Annotated in this window: 16 protein-coding genes; all 16 read right to left on the reverse strand. The window is 65.1% G+C overall.

What is annotated here, in order from left to right; translation table 11 throughout:
* Nucleotides 1-83 precede the first annotated feature (83 nt).
* A complete protein-coding gene (locus AC0L21_RS22790; RefSeq protein WP_473264035.1) occupies nucleotides 84-575 on the reverse strand; it encodes a septal ring lytic transglycosylase RlpA family protein in 492 nt (163 codons plus the stop codon).
* A gap of 352 nt (nucleotides 576-927) precedes the next feature.
* Entirely contained in the window at nucleotides 928-2157 is a 1230-nt protein-coding gene (locus AC0L21_RS22795) for an acyl-CoA dehydrogenase family protein (protein WP_473264036.1), read from the reverse strand.
* 159 nt (nucleotides 2158-2316) lie between these two features.
* A complete protein-coding gene (locus tag AC0L21_RS22800) occupies nucleotides 2317-3525 on the reverse strand; it encodes an ABC transporter substrate-binding protein (protein ID WP_473264037.1) in 1209 nt (402 codons plus the stop codon).
* Nucleotides 3526-3637: 112 nt separating this feature from the next.
* Nucleotides 3638-4213: an HdeD family acid-resistance protein gene (locus tag AC0L21_RS22805; RefSeq protein WP_473264143.1), complete on the reverse strand. Its 576-nt coding sequence runs from the start codon at nucleotides 4211-4213 to the stop codon at nucleotides 3638-3640.
* Between the two features lie 127 nt (nucleotides 4214-4340).
* On the reverse strand, nucleotides 4341-5864 hold the full coding sequence (locus AC0L21_RS22810; RefSeq protein ID WP_473264038.1) for an FAD-dependent oxidoreductase: 1524 nt from the start codon (nucleotides 5862-5864) through the stop codon (nucleotides 4341-4343).
* Nucleotides 5865-5893: 29 nt separating this feature from the next.
* A complete protein-coding gene (folE, locus tag AC0L21_RS22815) occupies nucleotides 5894-6520 on the reverse strand; it encodes a GTP cyclohydrolase I FolE (protein ID WP_018456940.1) in 627 nt (208 codons plus the stop codon).
* A gap of 137 nt (nucleotides 6521-6657) precedes the next feature.
* Nucleotides 6658-7548 (reverse strand): alpha/beta fold hydrolase, encoded by an 891-nt coding sequence (locus tag AC0L21_RS22820; protein WP_473264039.1) that lies wholly within the window; start codon nucleotides 7546-7548, stop codon nucleotides 6658-6660.
* A 12-nt stretch (nucleotides 7549-7560) separates the two neighbouring features.
* Nucleotides 7561-8388, reverse strand: a complete 828-nt coding sequence (locus tag AC0L21_RS22825; protein WP_473264040.1) for a metal-dependent phosphohydrolase — start codon at nucleotides 8386-8388, stop codon at nucleotides 7561-7563.
* Nucleotides 8389-8598: 210 nt separating this feature from the next.
* Nucleotides 8599-9477: a transglutaminase family protein gene (locus AC0L21_RS22830; RefSeq protein WP_473264041.1), complete on the reverse strand. Its 879-nt coding sequence runs from the start codon at nucleotides 9475-9477 to the stop codon at nucleotides 8599-8601.
* Nucleotides 9474-11999: a circularly permuted type 2 ATP-grasp protein gene (locus AC0L21_RS22835; protein ID WP_473264042.1), complete on the reverse strand. Its 2526-nt coding sequence runs from the start codon at nucleotides 11997-11999 to the stop codon at nucleotides 9474-9476. Before AC0L21_RS22835 ends, AC0L21_RS22830 begins: the two co-directional genes overlap by 4 nt.
* A gap of 27 nt (nucleotides 12000-12026) precedes the next feature.
* Nucleotides 12027-15296, reverse strand: coding sequence for a transglutaminase family protein (locus AC0L21_RS22840; RefSeq protein ID WP_473264043.1), 3270 nt, complete (start codon nucleotides 15294-15296; stop codon nucleotides 12027-12029).
* A gap of 248 nt (nucleotides 15297-15544) precedes the next feature.
* Nucleotides 15545-16849 carry a methyl-accepting chemotaxis protein gene (locus tag AC0L21_RS22845; RefSeq protein WP_473264044.1) on the reverse strand — a complete coding sequence of 435 codons (1305 nt, stop codon included), beginning with the start codon at nucleotides 16847-16849 and terminating at the stop codon, nucleotides 15545-15547.
* Complete coding sequence (locus tag AC0L21_RS22850) at nucleotides 16827-17348, reverse strand: PAS domain-containing protein (protein WP_473264046.1); 522 nt, start codon at nucleotides 17346-17348, stop codon at nucleotides 16827-16829. Before AC0L21_RS22850 ends, AC0L21_RS22845 begins: the two co-directional genes overlap by 23 nt.
* Nucleotides 17349-17534: 186 nt before the next feature.
* Nucleotides 17535-19058, reverse strand: a complete 1524-nt coding sequence (locus AC0L21_RS22855) for a UxaA family hydrolase (RefSeq protein ID WP_473264047.1) — start codon at nucleotides 19056-19058, stop codon at nucleotides 17535-17537.
* Nucleotides 19059-19227: 169 nt separating this feature from the next.
* Nucleotides 19228-20004 carry an HpcH/HpaI aldolase family protein gene (locus AC0L21_RS22860; protein WP_035974924.1) on the reverse strand — a complete coding sequence of 259 codons (777 nt, stop codon included), beginning with the start codon at nucleotides 20002-20004 and terminating at the stop codon, nucleotides 19228-19230.
* Between the two features lie 139 nt (nucleotides 20005-20143).
* Nucleotides 20144-21229 (reverse strand): malate/lactate/ureidoglycolate dehydrogenase, encoded by a 1086-nt coding sequence (locus AC0L21_RS22865; RefSeq protein ID WP_473264048.1) that lies wholly within the window; start codon nucleotides 21227-21229, stop codon nucleotides 20144-20146.
* Nucleotides 21230-21298 lie beyond the last annotated feature (69 nt).

Genomic DNA, 21298 nt, shown 5'->3' on the forward strand with positions numbered 1-21298 from the left:
CAGGCGCGCAGCAAACCATGATGTCATCATGGCGATAACGCCGGGACCTTCGGTCGTGCTGCGCGACCTGCTGGTGCGACGGTTCAACCAACCGGTCCGGGTGTCCAATCGCCCCCGGCAAGCGGCCGGACTTTTACATCAGGAATGACCCCGCGCTCCAGGCTCGGATCGAAATGACGCATCGTCCGCTCATTGAAGTCGATGATGCGGCCGGGCCTTAGCGGTCCCACGTCGTTTATCCTGACGATGACCTTCTTGCCGATGGCCTCGACGAGGGCGTATTTCGGCTTCACGCCAAATCGGACCCCACCGAATTTCTTTCGCAAGCTCGTCTTGATGGCAGCCGACCAGACCGAGGGGTCATAGCGCTCGCCGGAAGCCGTCTTCGGCCCGCCCTCCTCTCTGCCTGGCTTGAACGGATTGTACATGGATGCCGCGCCAACGATCGCTTCTCCGGAAGCGGCATTGTCGGCAGCGCTTGAGTGAACCCCACCAGCTTCACATCGCGCAATAGAAACGGAAACGGCAAGCGCAACCACGGCGCCGCAAACTGCGGCGCTCGATCGGAACACCATTATATCTCCTGTGATTTTCGATTGTTCGGTTCCGATGCCGCAAAGCGTTTTGCGGGTCGAGCCAACCCTTGGCTCCGGAACCGTTTGTAGGAACCCCAACAGTTCCAGCACGGTGTTTTAGTTGTTGCCGTCTAAGACAGACATTGCGTCAACAGCATGACGACGAGCGCGACAGTGAAACAGCGCGACGACATGAGTCTCACGGCGCCACCCGTCAGGACAATCGGTGCGCTTGCCTGTCTGACCGTGTTTTCATTCTTGGAACGTTGTTTTTCGCAAAAGCGCGATAATCGCAGCGACGCTGCGGCGAAGGCAGGCACCTTCTTCCACAAGGAGAGAAGGAAGATCGTCCCTAAGCCATTACCCCGCCGCGCTTGATCAGCTCCTTCCCCACCGCGGCCAGATGCACCTGATCCGGTCCGTCGCCGATGCGGATGAAGCGGGCGTAGACGTAAGCACGCGCCAGGAACGTGTCCTGCGAGACGCCGGCAGCGCCGTGGATCTGGATGGCGCGGTCGATAACGCGGGCGGCCATGCTGGGCACCACGATCTTGGCGGCCGCAATCAGGTCGCGCGCGATCTTGTTGCCCTCGCGGTCCATCCTGTCGGCGGCCTGCAGCGTCAAGAGCCGCGCCTGCGCGATCTCGCAGAAGGAGTTGGCGATGTCCTCGCGCACCGAGCCTTGCTCTGCGAGCGGCTTGCCGAAGGCCGTGCGCGAGACCGCACGCTGGCACATCAACTCCAGCGCGCGCTGGGCGCAGCCGATCAGCCGCATGCAATGATGGATGCGGCCGGGGCCAAGCCTGCCTTGCGCGATCTCGAAGCCGCGGCCCTCGCCGAGCAGGATGTTCTCCGCGGGCACGCGAACGTTCTCGTAAACGATCTCGGGATGGCCGACCGGCGCGTCGTCATAGCCGTAGGTCAGCATGTCGCGCACGATGCGCACGCCGGGCGTCGCTCTCGGCACCAGGATCATGGATTGCTGGCGGTGGCGATCGGGATCGTCGGGCGCGGTCTTGCCCATCACGATCAGGATCTCGCAATCCTCGTTCATCGCGCCCGAGGTGAACCATTTGCGGCCGTTGATGACGTAGTCGCCGCCGTCGCGCCTGATCTCGCATTGGATATTGGTGGCATCGCTGGAGGCGACCTGCGGCTCCGTCATCGAGAAGCCGGAGCGGATGCGCCCCTCCAAGAGCGGCTTCAGCCAGCGCTCCTGCTGTGCCGGCGTACCGTAGTTGGCCAGCACCTCCATGTTGCCGACGTCGGGCGCCGAGCAATTGAAGATCTCAGGCGCCCAAAGGATGCGGCCCATGATCTCCTTCACCGGCGCATATTCGAGATTGGTCAAGCCGGTGTTGTTAGGGTCTTGGCCGTGCTCGCCAGAGAGGAACAGGTTCCAGAGCCCCTGCTCCCGCGCCAGCCGCTTCAGGTCCTGAAGGACATGCGGCGTCCGGTAGCGTGTCGCTTCCGGCTTCACCTGCTCGTAATAGAGCTCCTCGACCGGCTCGACATGCGTCCGCATGAACCGGCGGACGCGCTCCTGCAGCTCGAGCGAACGTTCGGAGTGGTGAAAATCCATGGTGTTCCCCTGTTCGCAACATCTGAGGTCGTCATGCCCGGGCTTGTCCCGGGCATCCACGTTCTTTCGTGCCAGGGGCAAGACGTGGATGGCCGGGACAAGCCCGGCCATGACGATGTGGAAACATCGGTGCCTCCAAAGCGGGCGCTCGCTTGCGCCTCACGTGCCTCGCAGCAGCTCGCTTGCCACGATCCAGTCGTTGCCGTTGAACTGAAGCATATAGCCGTCCTTGATCGGGCGGAAATCCTGCGGCGTGGTGTTGAGCGTGATGCCGGGCAACAGCAGCGACAGCGGCACATTCTTCAAATTGGCCGCCTGCGCCATGATGTTCTCACGCGTCAGATTGTCCTTGCACTGCTTCAGCAAGACCACCAGCGCCTCGGCGACGGTGTAGCCGTAGAGACCCGCGACGTTGTTGACGTCGGCATTGGGCAGACGCTTCTTCATGAAATCGATATAGGCCGTCATCGCCGGATCGTCCTTCGGCGCCTCGACGAACGGCTTGAGCGAGCCGAGCGAGAGCACGCCCTTGCCGGCATCGAGGCCGGCCGGAACCATCACGGTGGCCTTGTTGGCGCAGCCTGAGGCGAGGAAACGCGTCGCCTGCCAGCCGACCTCATGCGCTTTCCGGATCGCCTGGGCGCAGGCACGCGGCGTCACCGAATAGATCATGAACACGTCAGCCTTGGTGTTGGCGAGCGTCAGCACCTGGGAATCGACGGTGGGGTCGGCGACCTCGAAGCTCGACGCCATCGCGATCGCCTTGTCGGCGTCGGCGCCAAGCGCTTCCTTGACGCCGCGCAGATATTCCTTGCCGGCATCGTCGTTCTGATAGAGCACCGCGAAGCGCGCGTTCGGGTTCTTGGCACGGGCATAGGCGACGTCGATGGCGGCCTCGCTGGTGTAGTTCGGCGCCCATGGCAGCGCCATCGACCAGGGCATGTTGGCGGGATCGTTCCACTTCGAGGCCGAGCTGATCAGAAACAGCTGCGGCACCTTGTTGCTGTTGAGATATTTCGCTATCGCCGAGCTCGGCGCGGTGCCCATGGTCGCGAAGATGAAGGCGACGCCGTCGCCCTCGACCAGCCGCCGCGCCGCTTCCATGGTTTTCGGCGGTGAGAAGGCGTCGTCGAGCGACAGGAGATTGAGCTTGCGGCCGTTGATCCCGCCCTTCTCGTTGACCTCGTCGAAATAGGCCGAGAGCACCCTGCCGGTGATGCCGAGCGGCGATGCGGGGCCGCTATAGGGCATGGTGTTGCCGATCTTGATCTCGGTGTCGCTGATGCCGGGACCGTAGGATTTTTGTGCGGAGACAGGCGTGGACAGGCAGGCAGCCAAGGCTGCAGCCAGGACCAAAGCGGCTTTCATGGTTTCTCCCCGGTGATGATCGCTGCGCGAGTCGGAAGGCGCGGCGTGCTGCTTTTTGCCAGCGCGCCAGATCAGCGGAGATCCGTGAGAGGGTCTTGCGTCGAGTTGCTGATCAGTGGCGCCGCTTCAGGCTGAAGCCCAGGCTCACCCACCCCGCGCCCGCCATGATCAGGTCGATGCCGAGAAACAGGCCGAGGATGTAGACGCTGTTCACCGGCCAACGTGCCAGGATCAACAGCCCCAGCAGCAGCGTGATGGCGCCCGAGAGCGCCACCCAGACCCACGGACTTTCACGCTTCATGCTGAAAGCGAGAAAGAGTCGGACGGCGCCGGAGGCGAGCAGCGATGCACCCAGGAACAGGGTCAGCAACACTGCAGCAAACAGCGGGTTCTCGAAGGTGATAAAGCCCGCGATAACATAGAGTACGCCGAGCAAGGCCCAGATCACGAACTTGCCCCAGCTTTTCATCTGGAACGCGCCGATGATTTCGGCCGCGCCTGCGACGATCATCATGGCGCCAACCACGATCACGCTCGCCACCGTCGCCATTACAACACTGCCAAGTGCGACGAAGCCGGCGACGAGGTAGACGACTCCCAAGGCTACGATCCAGCCCCATTTGGCATGCAGGGCCGAGATCCCGGAGCCCAGGCCGGAAGGATGGGAGATATCCGAGGCACTTGTCATGACGGCCACTCCTGCATGGAAGCCCGCGAGCACAGGCCAGACTAGCGCGCGCCGCACCGGGACAACAGCCAGCACAGCAGCCCTCGCGGCCAGCAACCTTGACGCAAATCAAGACCGGATGCGCGTCTCAGCCGCGTGTCCGCTCCATCTCCAGCTCGGTCTTGAGATTGTCGAGATCCCTATAAATTGAAGCAACCGCAAGGACGCGGCCGCCCTTGCGATACTTCAGCAGGCAGTCCTTGCCGGAAATGCTGCCGTCGATCGCGATGTCGTCGAAACTCTCGGCGTGGCCGACATAGTTGATCGGCACGTCATAGTGCTGAGACCAGAAGAACGGCACGGCCTCGAAGCGCTCGCGCTTGCCGAGCATGTTGCGCGCCGCGGTCTGGCCCTGCCGCTCCGCCACGACCCAGTGCTCGACGCGGATGGTTTGCCGCGAGTGAGGATCCGGCCAGCGCGCGATGTCACCGGCCGCGAAGATGCCGGCTATGCTGGTTTCAAGATATTCGCTCACGCTGACGCCCCGGTCGGCCGCAAGGCCTGCCTGCTCGGCGAGCGCAAGGCGCGGCTTGACGCCGATGCCGACCACGACCAGTTCGGCCTCGATCACGCCACCGCTCTTCAACGTGGCGCGCGTGCCGTCCAGCTTTTCCACCGTGTCCTCGAGATGGAAGTTGACCCCATTCTCCTCATGCAGGGCGCGTACGAAGTCACCCATTTCGGGACCGAGCACCTTCTGCATCGGCCGTTCGTCCGGCGCGACCACGTGCACCTCGAGCTTGCGTGCACGCAAGGAGGCCGCAACTTCCAGGCCGATGAAGCTGGCGCCGATCACCAGCGCACGCTTGGCGCTGCCGGCCGCCTGGATGATGGCACGGCTGTCGGCAACCGAGCGCAGGGTGTGGACATGAGGCTGGTCGGCACCCGGAATCTGCAATCTGACCGGCTCGGCGCCGGTCGCGAGCAGCAGCCGGTCGAACGGCAGCCTGTCGCCGTTGCCCAGCGTCACGCTGCGCGTCTTCGCTTCGATCGCAGAGACATTCGTGTTGAGCCTGAGATCGATGCCGGCGTCCTGATAATAGTCCTCGCCCCGCAGCGACAGCCAATCCTCCGGCGCGTTGCCCGCGAGGTAGTCCTTGGAGAGATTGGGCCGGTCCACCGGCATCGCGCTGTCATTGCTGAGCATGGTGATGGCGCCGGCAAAGCCCTCGCGACGGAGCGTCTGCGCCGCCGCGAAACCCGCCGCGCCGCCGCCGATGATGACGATTTTCTCCGGCGTTGGCGCTGTCCGGTGAGACGCCGGAGGATTCGGCACCTCGCGCTTGCGCTGAACGACGATCTTGTCCTGATCGCGCGAGACCTCCCACACCGCCAGCGCATTCAGCGCCGGCGGACGGGTCGCCTCACCTGACCGCAATGAGAAACAGGCGTGATGCCAGGGACAGCGGATGGTGTCGCCAACCACGAGTCCTTCAGCGAGCGGACCGTGATAGTGGCTGCAGGTCGGCTCGATCGCAAAGATCTCGCCGCCGGCCTGCACCACCAGGACGTCTTCCTCGCCGACATGGCCGAGCAATTTGCCGTCCTTGAACGCGGCGAGCGTCACGCCCCGGCTCAGGTCGGGCCCGCTTGGCTTCTTGTCCTCGGTCATGGCGTTGTGCCTCCTTGAGCCGTCGCGGATCAATCGTCCGAATTGGCCAGCCCAAGCAGCTCCTGGCGTGTCAGCGCATTGTCGCGGAACACACCGAGCATGCGGCTGGTGACGAGATCGGTGCCGGGCTTGTGCGCGCCGCGCGTGGTCATGCAGTGATGCGTTGCCTTGATGATGACCCCGACGCCTTCGGGCCTCAGCACATCATTGATGGTGTTGGCGATCTGCGCGGTCATCTTCTCCTGGATCTGAAGCCGCTTGGCGTAGATGTCGACGAGACGCGCGAGCTTGGAGATGCCGACGACGCGCCCTTGCGGGATATAAGCGACCCAGGCGCGGCCGACGATCGGCGCCATGTGGTGCTCGCAATGGCTTTCGAAGCGAACGCCGCGCAGGACGATCATCTCGTCATAGCCTTCGATCTCCTCAAACGTCTTTTGCAGGATTTCGGTCGGATCCTGCGCATAGCCGGAGAAATACTCCTCGAAGGCGCGCGCGACCCGGTCCGGCGTGTCGCGCAGACCGTCGCGCGCGGGATCGTCGCCGGCCCACCGGATCATGGTCCGGATCGCCTGCTCGACCTCCGCCCTCTCGGGCCGCTCGCTCGGCGCCTGCGCGACCGCGACACGTTCCAGCCTGCGCGTTTGCGTCTTCATCGAAAACCTCCCCTGCAACGGACCGCATACAGAACGCGGCCCCACAGCTTGGACGGCTGCGATTGGAAAAGGTTCCCGGGATCAGGAAAAATCGGAAGCTGTGAGAGCGGCAAGACTGAGGGACGAGAAACCCGGCTCTATGCGGCCGCTTTCCGCACATCGAGCACGGCCTGCGCCCATTCGGCCGGCCGCTCCTGCGGCAAATTGTGGCCGGCCCCTGTAAAGACGCGCCGCTCGAAAAAGCCCTCGAATTTGCGTGCATGGTGCGCGGTGCCGGGATTGACGCCGTCGCTGTCGCCGTCGATCGCGATGGTCGGCACCCGAACCGGCGGCTGCACGGCGAGCTTCGCCTCGATCGCGGCATAGGCGGGATCGCCCGCGACCAAGGCATAACGATGTCGGTAGGAGTGGATCACGACATCGACGAAATCAGGATTGTCGAACGAGATTGCGCTGGTCTCGAACATCGCATCGTCGAAGGTCCATGTCGGCGACCACATCGACCAGAGCTGTCGTGCAAAACCGCGCCGGTTGCGCTCCAGCGCGCGGCGGCCGCGCTCGTTGTGGAAGAGATATTGATACCAGAGCGCCGCCTCCTCCGGTGGCGAAGCCGGCTCCATCGAACGCGCGATGTTCTGGATGTTGTAGGAATTGCCCGAGACGAGGCCGATCACGCGCTCCGGATGCAGCACCGAGACCACGCAGGCCGCGCGCCCGCCCCAGTCGTAACCGCCGACCACCGCGCGCGAGATTCCAAGCGCATCCATGAAAGCCAGGAGATCGGCGCCAAGCGCCGCCTGCTCGCCGGAGCGCAACGTCGCAGCGGAACGGAATCGCGTCGGCCCGTAGCCGCGCAGCCAGGGCACCAGCACCCGCGCGCCCGCCTGCGCAATGATCGGCGCGGTCTCGGCATAGGCGTTCACGTCATAGGGAAAGCCGTGACCCATGATGCAGGGCCAGCCGTGCGGCGCACCGTATTCGCGATAGGCGATGTCGAGGATGTCGGTGATGATTGCTTTTTGTTGCATTAGAAGGCGAAGCTATTTTTGCGGCCCCGACAACGTGATGTCACGCTCGGCGCGGAAGACGTTGCTGTAGAGGTTGGCGATCCACTGCCGCCCAATCTCGGTCTTGTTGAGGTAGCCGATCTCGGTCTGGATGTGCGGCGCGACGCTGTTCCAGTAGAACTGAGGATAGCGGTTCACGATGTCGGCCGGCGAATCGTAGCCGAGCTGGCGGTTCATACCGACTTCTTCGAATTCGTAGTAGAGCGCGTTGGCCTTGCGCAGATAATTGGGGTCGCCGAGCTGGCCGATGAAGTCGGCGGCGCGCAGGATCGAGGCGTCGTCGTCATAGTCCTGGCCCTGGCGGGCCGGAAAGCGGGTGCCCTCGATGGCGCGGGCGATGCGTTCCGGATCAAGCCCTGGGATATGCTGCAGGCGGCGCATGACGTACAGCTTGGACCGGTCGACATGATACATCATCAGGCTGGCATCTGATGAGCCGCGGGGCAGCGAGACCTTGGTGCCTGCCGCATCGACCACAAAACCGTCCTCGTCATCCTCCTCGAACAAGCCGCGGACATAACCGATGTCATGGGCAAGACACGCGATCAGGACGTGGACGTAATCCTCGGCCGAGAGATGAATATGAAGATACCGGCCGCTCAGGATGGAATGGCCCGCCAGCGTGACCAGCATCGTATGTTCGACATTATGATAGAGAGCGTCGCTGTTTCCGATGCATTCCATCGCGGTACGGGTCGCGCTCTCGACGATGTTTGCCGGAGAATCGCCGTACCTGCGGCGCATGAACGAACCCAGCGTTTTCTCCAGGGATTCCGCCGCCAGTCTCGGTAACGTCATCATGGATGCAGCCCCGTCTGTCGGTGGTTTTCCACGCAAATACCCGACGTCTCATTCTCGTCCTCGACGCAGGCGCCAGCATAGCCCATCTTGGCCGACTGGCCAAACCCGGGAGCGTAAACACGGAAATATGTTGCGGTTTGTGCCCCGCGATATCACGGTTGCGCTGCGGGCCCGACACACCTTGGCAGGGCGTCGCCGGAGGGCCCGCAATCATTCCACCAGCAGCACGTCGACGGCGACGTCGAGCTTCTGCTTTGGCGAACCGACGATGATGCCGTCGACCGGTGAAACGTCGGAAAAGTCGCGGCCGACCGCGAGCACGATATGGTCGCCAGCAACCATGAGATCGTTGGTCGGATCGAAATCGACCCAACCAAGCTCCTCCCCGCACCACAGCGACACCCAGGCGTGGGTGGCATCGGCGCCCTGCAGGCGCGGCTGGCCCGCCGGCGGAATGGTGCGAAGATATCCACTGACATACGCGGCGGGTAAGCCCAGCCCGCGCAAGCCCGCAATCATCACATGGGCAAAATCCTGACAGACGCCATGGCGCTTGACGAAGACCTCGTCGAGCGGCGTCGAAATCACCGTCGCCTTCGGGTCGTAGCGAAATTCGGCGCGGATGCGATGCATCAGATCGACCGCCCCGCCGAGGATGCCCGCGCCGGGCGCGAAGCTTTCCGCCGCATAGGCGCTGACCGGTCCCAGCACCGGCACCAGCGGGCTCGCAAAGACATAGCCGACCGGCGAGGACGGCCCGAGGCTCGTCGCCTCGAAGGCGATGTCGCGAATGCTCTCCCAGCCCGGACTGGCAGCGGCGCGCGCCGGCGGCTGGCGCGACACCTTCACGCGAGAGCGGGAATCGATGCGCAGAGTGCGATGCGCGGCCTCGATCACGACACTCTCGGTCAGGGTGCCGAAGAAATCGCGCCGGACGCTACGCTCCGCGGCGCGCGGACGAATCTCGACCTTGTGCGAGATCAGCTCCTGGCCATGGCCGCTCCTCGGCTCCAGCCGCAGCGTGCAGCGGGCGAAGCTGACCGGGCTCTCGTATTCGTAGGTGGTGAGGTGACGGATATCGTAGATCACGCCAGCCCCGTCAGCTTTTCCGGCCGGCTCGCATTGGGACCGTGCGGGAAGTAGTGCTGCCCGACCGCCTCGGCGAGGCTGAGCAGATCCTGCTCCAGGGCGAACAGTGTCTTGACCTCGAGCTTCTCGGCCTCCGCGGTCGCGAGCATCGCCTGCATCGCGACCGCAAGCCGCTGCGGCTTCTCGATCAGGCCGTGCTCCTTCAGGCTCGGCAGCGCGGCGATATGCTCGTTCAGCGCCGTCACCTGGAACGCCACCGAGCGCGGATTGTAGCTGTCGAGCACGGCGAGGTCGCGCACCGGCGCCAGGATCGGCGCCAGCAGATAACGCGAGCGGTACGTGATCTGGCAATCCACCAGCGTCAGCAGAATATCGAGATCCTCGTCGCCGGCCTCGTCATAGGCAAACTGCCGGGCAAAACGCGTGGTGTTGATGGCGCGCTCGGTGCGCCGACCGATATCGAGGAAGCGCCAGCCGGCGGCGCGGTTCATGTTCTCATGCGCAAGGCCGGCAAAACTCGCGAGCTCCTGCAAGGTCAGCTCGGCCGCGCTCAGCACGCTGTCGTCGTCCTCGACCTCGACGGCAAGACGCTCGGCCATCTCGGTGATGACTTGCCAGGCATCGGGCGACAGCCGCTCGCGCAAGGAGGTCGCCGTGCGCTGGGCCGCGCGGACCAGCGACAGTGCCGAGCCGAAACGCTCCGGGCTCTGCAGTGCTTCGGCGACGATGCGGCCGGGCGCCGCGCGCGAGGTCTGTGAAATCGCGCCCCAGGTCACCAGCAGGCGCTGGATACGCTCCGCCGATTGCAGCGAGGCCGCGGTGCCCTTGTTGGGCCCGCTCGGCGAGCCCAGCGCCCGCACCAGGCGCAACGTCGCCTCGGCGCGTTCGAGATAGCGGCCGAGCCAGAACAGATTGTCAGCCGCGCGGCTCGGCAGCACGCCGGCGATACGGCGGATGCGCACCTTGTCGGTGGCGGGCAGCAGCGTCGCGGTCGAGACCTGCTTGTCCGAGACCACCCAGACGTCGGCGGAACGCGCGCCGTCGCCCATCGACACCGCACGCGCATCGGGCTGCTCAGCGATCCGGCAGAAGCCGCCGGGCATGATGGCCCAGCCGTCGGGCGTCGCGGCTGCGAACACGCGCAGCACGAAGGGACGCGGCGTGATCTGCCCCTGCTCCCACACCGGCATGGTCGAGAGCCGCACCACCTCCTGGCCGACATAGTCCATGCCGCGCGCGGCGATGGCGTCGCTCAGGCGCCGGCGCCCGGCGGCGTCGAGCTCGCTCGCGAGCACGGGACCGTTGCTGTCGAAACCGGGAACGCCGCGCCGATAGGCGCCTTCGATCGCGACCTCGTCGAGCCGCGACAACACCTCGTCGCGCGCCGAGCGCTGGCCGCACCACCAGGTCGCGATGTGCGGCATCTTCAGCTCTTCGCCGAGCAGGCGACGGCTGAGCGCCGGCAGGAAGCCGAGCATCGCCCGCGCCTCCAGCACGCCCGAGCCCGGCATGTTGGCGACGACGACGCCGTCCTTGCGCAGCACGTCGATCAGGCCGGGGACCCCCAGCCGCGAGGAGGCATCGAGCTCGAGCGGATCGAGCGAATTGGAATCGACACGGCGCAGCAGCACGTCGAGGCGCTTGAGCCCCGCAACCGTGCGGATGTGGATATGGTTGTCACTGACGGCGAGATCGTCGCCCTCGACCAGCAGGAAGCCGAGATAGCGCGCCAGCGTCGCGTGCTCGAAATAGGTCTCGCTGAAGCTGCCCGGCGTGAGCACGCCGATCCGCGGCTCGTCGCGGTCGGCGCGCGCCCGAAGACTGTCGCGAAACGCCTCGAAGAACGGCGCGACGCGCGGCACGTTCATCGACTTGTAGAGATCCGAGAAGGCGCGCGAGAGCACCAGGCGGTTCTCCAGCGCATAGCCCGCACCCGACGGTGCCTGCGTGCGGTCGCCGAGTACCCACCAGCGGCCGTCGGGCCCGCGGCCCACATCGGCGGCATAGAGCGAGAGATAGCGCCCTCCCGGCGGCGGCACGCCGCAGACGGGACGGAGATATTCGGGGCTGCCGGCGATCGCGGCCGCCGGCAGCGCGCCTTCGGCGACGAGGCGGCCCTCGCCATAGATGTCGCGCAGCACGAGCTCGAGCAGCTCGGCGCGTTGGGTGATGCCGTCGGACAGCTGCTTCCAGTCGGCCTCGTCGATCAGCAGCGGCAGATGGCTGATCGACCAGGGCCGGTCGGCGCTCTCGCCGGGCGCGCGATAGGTGACGCCGGCCTCGCGGAGATGACGATCCGCCATGCCAAACCGCCGCTCGACCTCGTCGGGCGCGAGCGCGCCGAAAGCATCGAAGAAGCGGCTCCAGACCGCGCGGGGCTTGCCGTCCGGGCCGAGAAACTCGTCGGGGATGCCAGGCAGGCGCCTATAGTCGCGGACCCATTGCGCGAAACGGCGCTGGCCGTCACGTTGACCTTGCGCCTGACCCGCCTTGTCGTCCTCTTCGGCTGCGCCCTCGGCCATGCGCCTCTCCCTGCCCCCGCATCATACTCATTGCAGGAGCGGGGACCGCAAGTCGAGGGTCAGCGGAAACTCATTTGTGCGTTCCTCGGGCGGCGGCTGCATCGGGCCCGGCGTATGGCCGTGGTCCTGGAATCGCGCCAGCCGCCGCGCCTCGGCCTCGTAGGTGTTGACCGGCTTGGTGTCGTAGCTGCGGCCGCCGGGATGGGCGACGTGATAGACGCAGCCGCCGAGCGAGCGGCCGTTCCAGGTGTCAATAAGATCGAATGTCAGGGGCGCGTGAACGGGAATGGTCGGGTGCAGGCCGGAGGCCGGCTGCCAGGCCTTGAAGCGGACGCCGGCCACAGCCTCGCCGGAGCGGCCGGTGGCGGTCATCGGCAGGCGACGGCCGTTGCAGGTGACGATATGGCGGCCCTCGACGAAGCCTTCCGCCTTGACCTGGAGCCGCTCGACCGATGAGTCGACATAGCGCACGGTGCCGCCGGCCGAGCCCTCCTCGCCGAGCACGTGCCAGGGCTCCAGCGCCTGCCGCAGCTCCAGCGTGACGCCGCCATGATGGATGCGGCCGAAGGCGGGGAAGCGGAATTCGAGCTGGGCCAGATACCATTCGGGCTCGAACGGATAGCCGGACTGCCTCAACTCGGTCAGCACTTCGAGGAAATCTTCCCAGATGAAGTGCGGCAGCATGAAGCGGTCGTGCAGCGCGGTGCCCCAGCGCACGAACTTGCCTTGTTGCGGCTCACGCCAGAATTTTGCGATCAGCGCGCGGATCAGCAGCTGCTGCGCTAGCGACATGCGCGGATCCGGCGGCATTTCGAGCGCGCGAAATTCGACCAGGCCGAGGCGCCCGGTCGTGCCGTCCGGTGAATAGAGCTTGTCGATGCAGATCTCGGCGCGATGGGTGTTGCCGGTGATGTCGACGAGGAGATGCCGGAACAAGCGATCCACCAGCCACAGCGGCGCCTGAGTGCCCGGCGGCGGCACGTGCGTGAGCGCCACCTCGAGCTCGTAAATGCTGTCGTGGCGGGCTTCGTCGATGCGCGGTGCCTGGCTGGTCGGGCCGATGAACAGGCCGGAGAAGAAATAGGACAGCGACGGATGACGCTGCCAGTGCAGGACCAGGCTCTTCAACAGATCAGGCCGGCGCAGGAACGGCGAGTCCTGCGGGCTCGATCCGCCGACCACGACGTGATTGCCGCCGCCGGTGCCGGTGTGGCGGCCGTCGACCAGGAAGCGATTGGCGCCGAGGCGCGTTTTGCCGGCATCCTCATAGAGCCCGACGGTGATCTCGACCGCCTCGCGCCAGTTCTTGGCCGGCTGGACGTTGACCTCGATCACGCCGGGATCGGGCGTCACCTTGATGACGTCGACACGCGGATCGAACGGCGGCGGATAACCCTCGACATGGACCTGGAGCTGCATCTCCTCGGCCGTCGCTTCGAGCGCCGCGATCATCTCGAGATAATCCTCGATCTGCTCGACCGGCGGCATGAAGGCGCAGAGCACGCCGTCGCGGACCTCGACCGACATCGCGGTGCGAACCGGCACGGAGGTGTTGAGCTCTTCGGGCTCGAGCCGCTCCGGCGAGTCCGGACGCGCCGGAAGGCTGAACACGGGCAGCTTGCCGCGGGCCTCCATCGGATCCCGCTCGACGATGTAGGGATATTGATCGGGCGGGACATAGCCGAGCGAGTCCAGCGGCAGGCGCAGGCCGAGCGGCGAATCCCCCGGCATCAGGAACAGATGACTGCGCCGGAGCTGCCAGCGCTCGCTGCGCCAGCGTGGCGCCGCATTCCAGCGCTGCACGGGCAGCACGAAGCCGCGAGGATTGTTGAGCCCCTGCTCGAACACCCGGGCCATTCGCGCGCGGGCCTCCGGATCGGACAATTTGGAATCGGACGGATCGACGTTGACGGGAAGCTCGGCTTCCTTCTGCAGCCAGTACGCGGTGTCCTCAAAGGCCGGCATGATGTAGCCGGGATCGAGCCCGAGCCGCAGCGCCGTGCCCTCCACGAACGCCTTGACGTCCTTGGCCTGCGCCGGCCGCGGATTTTCGATGCTGGCAATGAGGTCGGCATTCTTCCAGATCGGCACGCCGTCCTTGCGCCAGTACAGTCCAAACGCCCAGCGCGGCAGGCTTTCGCCGGGATACCATTTGCCTTGCCCGAAGTGCAGCAGGCCCCCGGGTCCGAAACGCGCGCGCAGGCGGCGGATCAGATCGTCGGCGAGCCCGCGCTTGGTCGGACCGACCGCGTCCGTGTTCCACTCGGCGCCTTCGAGATCATCGACGGAGACGAAGGTCGGCTCGCCGCCCATGGTCAGACGGACGTCCTGCGCTGCAAGATCGCCGTCGACCTGCTCGCCGAGATCGTTGAGCCGTATCCAGGATTCGTCCGAAAACGGCTTTGTGATGCGCGGCGCCTCGCGAATGCGCTTGACGCTCATGTCGAAGGCGAATTCGACCTCGGCGAAGCCGGCGCCGCCGGAGATGGGCGCGGCCGAGCGGTAGTGCGGCGTCGCCGCGACCGGGATGTGGCCCTCGCCCGCCAGCATGCCCGAGGTCGCGTCGAAGCCGATCCAGCCCGCGCCCGGCAGGTAGACCTCGGCCCAGGCGTGGAGATCGGTGAAATCGTTCTCGACCTCCGGCGGCCCCTCGATCGGATCGATGTCGGGACGGACCTGGATCAAATAGCCGGAGACGAAACGGGCGGCGAGACCGAGGTGACGGAAGGTCTGAATCAGAAGCCAGGCAGAGTCACGGCATGAGCCGGCCGCGGAGGAGAGCGTCTCCTCCGGCGTCTGCACGCCCGCCTCCATGCGGATGACGTAGCCGATCCTTTTCTGCAGCTCCCTGTTGAGATCGACCAGGAAGTTGACGGTGTTCGGGGCTTCGGGCGGGATCGTGTCGAGATATTTCGCGAACAGCCGATCGGGCTTGACGGTCTCGAGATAAGGCGCGAGCTCCGTCTTGAGATCTTGCGTATATTCGAACGGAAAGCTGTCGGCATAGGGCTCGACGAAGAAGTCGAACGGATTGACCGTGGTCATCTGCGCCGTGAAATCGACCTCGATCTTGAGCTCGGTCGTCTTCTCCGGGAAGACGTAGCGCGCGATCCAATTGCCCAGCGGATCCTGCTGCCAGTTCACGAAATGATTGGCTGGAGTGACCTTGAGCGAATAACTCAGGATCGGCGTGCGGGTATGCGGCGCCGGCCGCAGACGGATGGTCTGCGGGCCGAGATCGATCGGACGGTCGTATTTGTAGTGCGTGACGTGGTGTAATGCGACGTAGATCGACACGGGGTGCGGTACTCCAGCAGCTTTTTTGAGCAGAACACCGCTGGTGACCTCGATCAAGCACTAACAACGGGCAAACGGTGCCTACGAAGTATCCCCGTTGTCCACGGAGCAATCGCAGCGTCATTGCCGGGCTCGTCCCGGCCATCCACGACCTTCACGGTCCCCAAGAACGTGGATGCCCGGGACGTCTAGCGCGAAGACGCGCTTCGCGCTTCTGCCCGGGCATGACGACCTCATGCGGGGCAACGTTACGCCGCTGACGTCAGCCGTTGCAGGAACTGCGTCACCTCGCGCCGGAGCGTCTCGACCTCGCCATGGACGCGTTCGGAGGCGCTGTTGACGCGGCTCGCCACACGGCCGGTGTCGGCGGCGGCTTCGCTGATGCCTGTCACGTTGGAGGACATTTGCGAGGTGCCGGCCGAGGCTTCCTGGACGTTGCGGGCGATCTCCCGGGTGGCGAGACCCTGCTGTTCTATCGAGGCCGCGATCGAGGCGGTGATGCCGTTGATCTCGGTGATGGTCTGCGCGATCGCCTCGACGGCGGCGACCGAATTGGTGGTCGATTGCTGCATCTCGCCGACCTTGGCGCTGATCTCCTCGGTCGCCTTCGCGGTCTGGTTGGCGAGGCTCTTGACCTCGGATGCGACCACGGCGAAGCCCCGGCCGGCCTCGCCTGCCCGCGCGGCCTCGATGGTGGCGTTGAGCGCCAGGAGATTGGTCTGCTCGGCGATCTCGCTGATCAGCTTGACCACGTCGCCGATCCGCATCGCCGCATCCGCGAGCGTGCGGATCTCGCTGCCGGCACGATTGGCTTCGTTCACCGCCCGCCCCGTGCTCGCGGTCGAGCCCGCGACCTGGCGACTGATCTCGGCGATCGATGACGCGAGCTGCTCCGCGGCGCTCGCGACGGTGGCGACGTTGCGCGAGGCCTGGTCGGACGCACTGAGCACGCCGGAGGTCTGCCGGCTGGTCTTCTCGGCCGCGGCCGCCATCTGGCCGGCGTCGGATTCAAGCTCAGTTGCCGCGCCCATCAGCGTGCCCGCGACCTGGTCGAGATGCGTGCCGAACTGCTTTGCGAGGTCCGCGATTTCGACCACGCGGCGGCCGAGGCTGTCGGTGCCGGAATTGATGACCGTGGCCGAACGGCGGAACGAGCCGGGTAGTCCGCGTGCGAGGATCTTGCGGAAATGTTTACCGCGGCTCGCATAGTCCATCGACGCCGAAGCTTCCCGCAAATAGGCATCGGTGATGTCGAGCATGTCGTTGACCGACTTCTGAATGGCGCCGATGCGTCCGGCCTGGCGGATGCTGAGGATCCGCGCCTCGAGGTCGCCACGTGCGGCCTTGCGGCACACGTCTGCCGCCTCGTCGACGGCCACCGCCGTGCGATGCTGGCACCAGACGGCATAGGCGAGCAGCGCGACCGTAACGCCTAACAACGCCGCGCCGGAAATTCCGGTTGCCCCAGTCAGCGAGAGCACGAACGCAACGACGGCAAGAACGGATGCGAGCGCGGTCGCTCCCTGCGCCTTAGAGAGAGAGCACAAATTCATCGTAACCGACACCCTGTTGGTTGAGCAGCCCGACCATCGCCTCGAAGCTCGCATGCATGCCGTCCTTGGCATTGGCATGCCGCGCCTCTTCCGCGCACAGCGCCTTGTAGATCGGCTTGATGCGCTCGATCTGCGCCGGATCGGGCTTGCGACGGTTGGAGTGATAGCCGACGATATTGCCACGCTCGTCGAATGTCGGCGTGACGTGGGCGAACACCCAGTAATGGCTGCCGTCCTTCGCGAGGTTGACGACGTAGGCGAAGATCTCCTGTCTGGACTGAACCGTGTCCCACAGCAGCTTGAAGACGGAGCGCGGCATCTCGGGGTGGCGGATCAGGCTGTGGGGCGCACCCATCAGCTCCTGCCAGGAGTACTTCGCCATGCGGATGAAGACATCATTGGCGTAGGTGATGCGGCCCTTGAGATCGGTCTTCGACACGATCAGCTCCTCCTCACCGAGGAGATTTTCCACGCCGGTCGGCCGTATCGTACGCGTCATCGTTGACGAATCCTCACGAAGGGCGAACGCCCCGAATGAGTGGAGCTCGCATCCTCCCAGGGATCACGGCAGAAGATGTTAATCAGGTGTGACCGCGGGAACCCCCGCGATCGCTTGACGGCTCCGTATCATTACTTAGGAGCGTCGCTTGCAGTGCGGTGCTACCGCCGACGCGCAACGACGGGACTACATCGTCGCGCCCAGCACCCACGGCGCGAACTCGGCGCCGCCGAAATCAAAACTCTCGCTCTTGGTTGGCTGTCCGGACGCGGTCTTGAGGATGAGATCGAAAATGCGCTGGCCGCACTGCTGGACGCTCTCCTCGCCTTCGAGGATGGTGCCGCAATTGACGTCCATGTCCTCTTCCATGCGCTTGTACATGGGCGTGTTGGTGGCGAGCTTGATCGAGGGCGCCGGCTTGCAGCCGAACACGCTGCCGCGGCCCGTGGTGAAGCAGACCAGATTGGCGCCGCCGGCGACCTGCCCGGTCGCGGCAACCGGATCGTAGCCGGGCGTGTCCATGAAGACGAAACCCTTCTTGGTGATGGGTTCGGCGTAGCGCAGCACCTCGACGAGGTTGGTGGTGCCGGCCTTCGCCATCGCGCCGAGCGACTTCTCCAAAATGGTGGTGAGACCGCCGGCCTTGTTGCCCGGGCTCGGATTGGCGTTCATCTCGGCGCCTTCGCGCGTCGTGTACTCGTCCCACCAGCGCATGAGATCGACCAGCTTCTCGCCGACCTCGCGGCTGACGGCGCGGCGCGTGAGCAGATGCTCCGCGCCATAGGTCTCCGGCGTCTCCGAAAGGATCACGGTGCCGCCGTGACGTACGATGAGATCGCTGGCCGCGCCGAGCGCTGGGTTGGCGGAGACACCCGAATAGCCATCCGAGCCGCCGCACTGCAGAGCCACGGTGAGCTCGCTCACCGGCACGGACTCGCGCTTGACCTTGTTGGACTCCGCGAGTGCCTCGCGCACGAAGGCGATGCCCGCCTCCACCGTCTTGCGGGTGCCGCCGACCTCCTGGATGTCCATCGCGCGCAGACGTCCTGCGAGCTTCTGCTCCTCCATCAGGCCGCCGATCTGGTTTACCTCGCAGCCGAGGCCGAGCACGATCACATGAGAGAAGTTCACGTGCCGCGCATAGCCGCCGAGCGTGCGGCGGAGCAGCGCCAGGGGCTCGTTCTGCGTCATGCCGCAGCCGGTCTTGTGAGTCAGCGCGACCACGCCGTCGACATTGGGGAAGTCGGCCAGCGGATTGTCGCCGGTGAACGGATTCTTCTTGAAGACGTCCGCGACGAGGCTTGCGACATGCGCGCTGCAATTCACCGATGTGAGGATGCCGATATAGTTGCGCGTGGCGACGCGGCCGTCCGGGCGGCGAATGCCTTCGAAGCTCGCCGGCAGATCGAAATTCGGCGTCGGCTTGACGTCGGCGCAATAGGCATAGTCCTTGGCGAAATCGCCCATGCCGCAATTCTGCACGTGCACGTGCTGGCCCGGCGCGATCGGCGTGGTCGCAAAACCGATGATCTGGCCATAGCGTATCACCGGCTCACCGACTGCGATCGGCTTGATCGCGACCTTGTGGCCGGAAGGAATGCGCTCGACCGTCGTCACGCCGTCGGCCACCAATGTTCCCGGCGGCAGACTCGCGCGCGCGATCAGCACGCCATCATCGGGATGCAGGCGAATGACGGGGCTGATGGTCATGGGAGGTCTCCTATATCGAAACTATCGTGCCCCGGACGCAGCGCAGCGTGAAACGGTGCGCTGCTGAGCCGGGGCCCAGTTGTTTACGTAATGTGCTTCACTGGGTTCTGGGTCCCGGCTCTGCGGAGCGGAGCTACGCGCCGCATCGCGTCCGGGACACAGAGAGAGCTCAGGCCTTGCCGCCGGAATCCTTCCGCGTGGCATTCACCTGCATCTTGGCGTAGGTCGTCATCAGGCCGACCTCGTTCGAGAGCGTCACCAGCTTGAAGCCCATGTTGATGGCGCGCGCGGCACCTTCGGCGCCGCTGCAATGGATGCCGGGGTTGAGGCCGCGCTTGCCGCACTCCTTGATGATCTTCTCGTAGATCGCGAGGATTTCGGGCTCGGTGCGATCGAGCTTCGGTTCGAGGCCGTAGGAGAAGCCGAGGTCGGATGGGCCGATATAGACGCCGTCGATGCCTTCGACGTCGAAGATCGCTTCCATGTTCTCGACCGCGGTCCTGGTCTCCATCATCGGCAGCAGCACGATGTCGTCGTTGGCCGTCTTTTGGTAGGAGCCCGCGGTGCCGTACATGCCGGCGCGGATCGGGCCGTTGGAGCGCACGCCCTTCGGCGGGTACTTGGAATAGGAGACGAGGTTCCTGGCTTCCTGCGGCGTGTTGACCATCGGGCAGATCACGCCATAGGCGCCGCCATCGAGCACCTTGCCAATGATGCCGGGCTCGTTCCAGGGCACGCGGACCATCGGTGTGATCGGGTGCTTGTCCATCGCCTGGAAGCACTGCACCATCGACAGATAATCCTGCACGCCGTGCTGCATGTCGACGGTGACGCTGTCGAAGCCGCATTGCGCAATCATCTCGGCCGAGAAGCCGGAGGGAATCGCGAGCCACGCGTTGACCACGGCCTTGCCCGACTTCCAGATTTCCTTGACCTTGTTCGCCACGTTGCCTTCCTTCTTTGTTTTGGACCGTGTTATTTGGACCGTGTGATTTGGACTATCGTCACCATGACGAGCGTCGCGACAGCACAACCGCTGTTAGCGCGAACTGGCGCGTCGCGCTACGCTCGCAATGACGCAAGACCTATGCGGTCGCCCTCTGGATGCTGACTTCGCTGACGCCGACCTCGCGGGCGGTATTCACTATTGCCGCCCAGGTGTCATCCGGCAAGGGGATGCCGTTTTGGGTCCGCTCAGCCCGGGTTTTCCGCTCGGGATCGCCGGGGATCAGCACCTGATCGACCCCGGCCACCGGCTTGGTGGTACGAATGAAGTCGGCATAGCGCGACACCTCTGCGTCGAAGACATGGGAGGTATCGACCACTTTCGGATCGACGTAGAAGGCCAGCATGCCGTTGGCGAAGCGCCGACCGCCGGACGTGGCCCCGGTTCCGGTCAACGCGCCGCCGAGCAGCTCGCACATGAAGGCAAGGCCCGAGCCCTTGTGCTCGCCGAACGCACGGATCGCGCCCGTTCCCTTGGTGTGATCGCGCGGCCCATCCGGCGTGTAGGGGCCGTAGAGCACGGCCGGCTCCTCGCTCAGGCTGCCGTCGGCATCGACCAGCGCCTCCTTCGGCAACTTCTTGCCGCCGCGGCTTGCGACCAGCACCTTGCCCTCAGCCACGACCGAGGTTGCAAAGTCCAGCACGATCGGATCCTGGCCCTCGCGCGGAATGCCGACGCAATAGGGTGCGGTGGAGAGCCGTTTCTCCACGCCGCCGAACGGCGCCACCAGCAACGAGCCTGCGGCATTGACGAAATGAACCGAGATCAGTCCTTCGGCGGCGGCCATCTCGGCCCAATCGCCGACCCGGCCGATATGGCCGGCATTGCGCAGCGCGACTGCGGCAAGTCCCGCCTTCCTGCACTTCTCGATGCCGATCCGGACCGCTTGCGGCGTCACGGTCTGGCCGTAGCCGAACTTGCCGTCGATCACCGCGAGCGAAGGCGTGTCGAGCACCAATTCGGCGTTCTGGTTGGGCACGACCGCGCCGGACTTCTGCCAGCGAATATAGACGGGGACGCGGATCACGCCGTGGCTGTCATGGCCGGTCAGATTCGCCGTGGTTAGATAAGTGGCGATGCGCCTGGCTTCGTCAGGCGACGACTGCGCATGCGCGAAGACCTCGGTGACGAAGTCGATCAGCTTCTGAACCTGGATGGTGACCATGAGGGTCTGTTTGCCTCTACCTCGGCGCCGATTTTGCAGTCATCGGCTTGAGCGGCACTTGAGCGAAAA

It is taken from the genome of Bradyrhizobium sp. WSM4873, assembly GCF_055811355.1.

Excerpts from the sequence above, each read along its gene's own strand:
- AC0L21_RS22795 (WP_473264036.1), bottom strand. The coding sequence starts at position 2,157 with ATGGATTTTCACCACTCCGAACGTTCGCTCGAGCTGCAGGAGCGCGTC.
- AC0L21_RS22850 (WP_473264046.1), bottom strand. The coding sequence starts at position 17,348 with ATGACGCGTACGATACGGCCGACCGGCGTGGAAAATCTCCTCGGTGAG.
- AC0L21_RS22810 (WP_473264038.1), bottom strand. The coding sequence starts at position 5,864 with ATGACCGAGGACAAGAAGCCAAGCGGGCCCGACCTGAGCCGGGGCGTG.
- AC0L21_RS22825 (WP_473264040.1), bottom strand. The coding sequence starts at position 8,388 with ATGATGACGTTACCGAGACTGGCGGCGGAATCCCTGGAGAAAACGCTG.
- AC0L21_RS22805 (WP_473264143.1), bottom strand. The coding sequence starts at position 4,213 with ATGACAAGTGCCTCGGATATCTCCCATCCTTCCGGCCTGGGCTCCGGG.
- AC0L21_RS22835 (WP_473264042.1), bottom strand. The coding sequence starts at position 11,999 with ATGGCCGAGGGCGCAGCCGAAGAGGACGACAAGGCGGGTCAGGCGCAA.
- AC0L21_RS22790 (WP_473264035.1), bottom strand. The coding sequence starts at position 575 with ATGGTGTTCCGATCGAGCGCCGCAGTTTGCGGCGCCGTGGTTGCGCTT.
- AC0L21_RS22855 (WP_473264047.1), bottom strand. The coding sequence starts at position 19,058 with ATGACCATCAGCCCCGTCATTCGCCTGCATCCCGATGATGGCGTGCTG.
- AC0L21_RS22800 (WP_473264037.1), bottom strand. The coding sequence starts at position 3,525 with ATGAAAGCCGCTTTGGTCCTGGCTGCAGCCTTGGCTGCCTGCCTGTCC.
- folE (WP_018456940.1), bottom strand. The coding sequence starts at position 6,520 with ATGAAGACGCAAACGCGCAGGCTGGAACGTGTCGCGGTCGCGCAGGCG.
- AC0L21_RS22820 (WP_473264039.1), bottom strand. The coding sequence starts at position 7,548 with ATGCAACAAAAAGCAATCATCACCGACATCCTCGACATCGCCTATCGC.
- AC0L21_RS22845 (WP_473264044.1), bottom strand. The coding sequence starts at position 16,849 with ATGAATTTGTGCTCTCTCTCTAAGGCGCAGGGAGCGACCGCGCTCGCA.
- AC0L21_RS22865 (WP_473264048.1), bottom strand. The coding sequence starts at position 21,229 with ATGGTCACCATCCAGGTTCAGAAGCTGATCGACTTCGTCACCGAGGTC.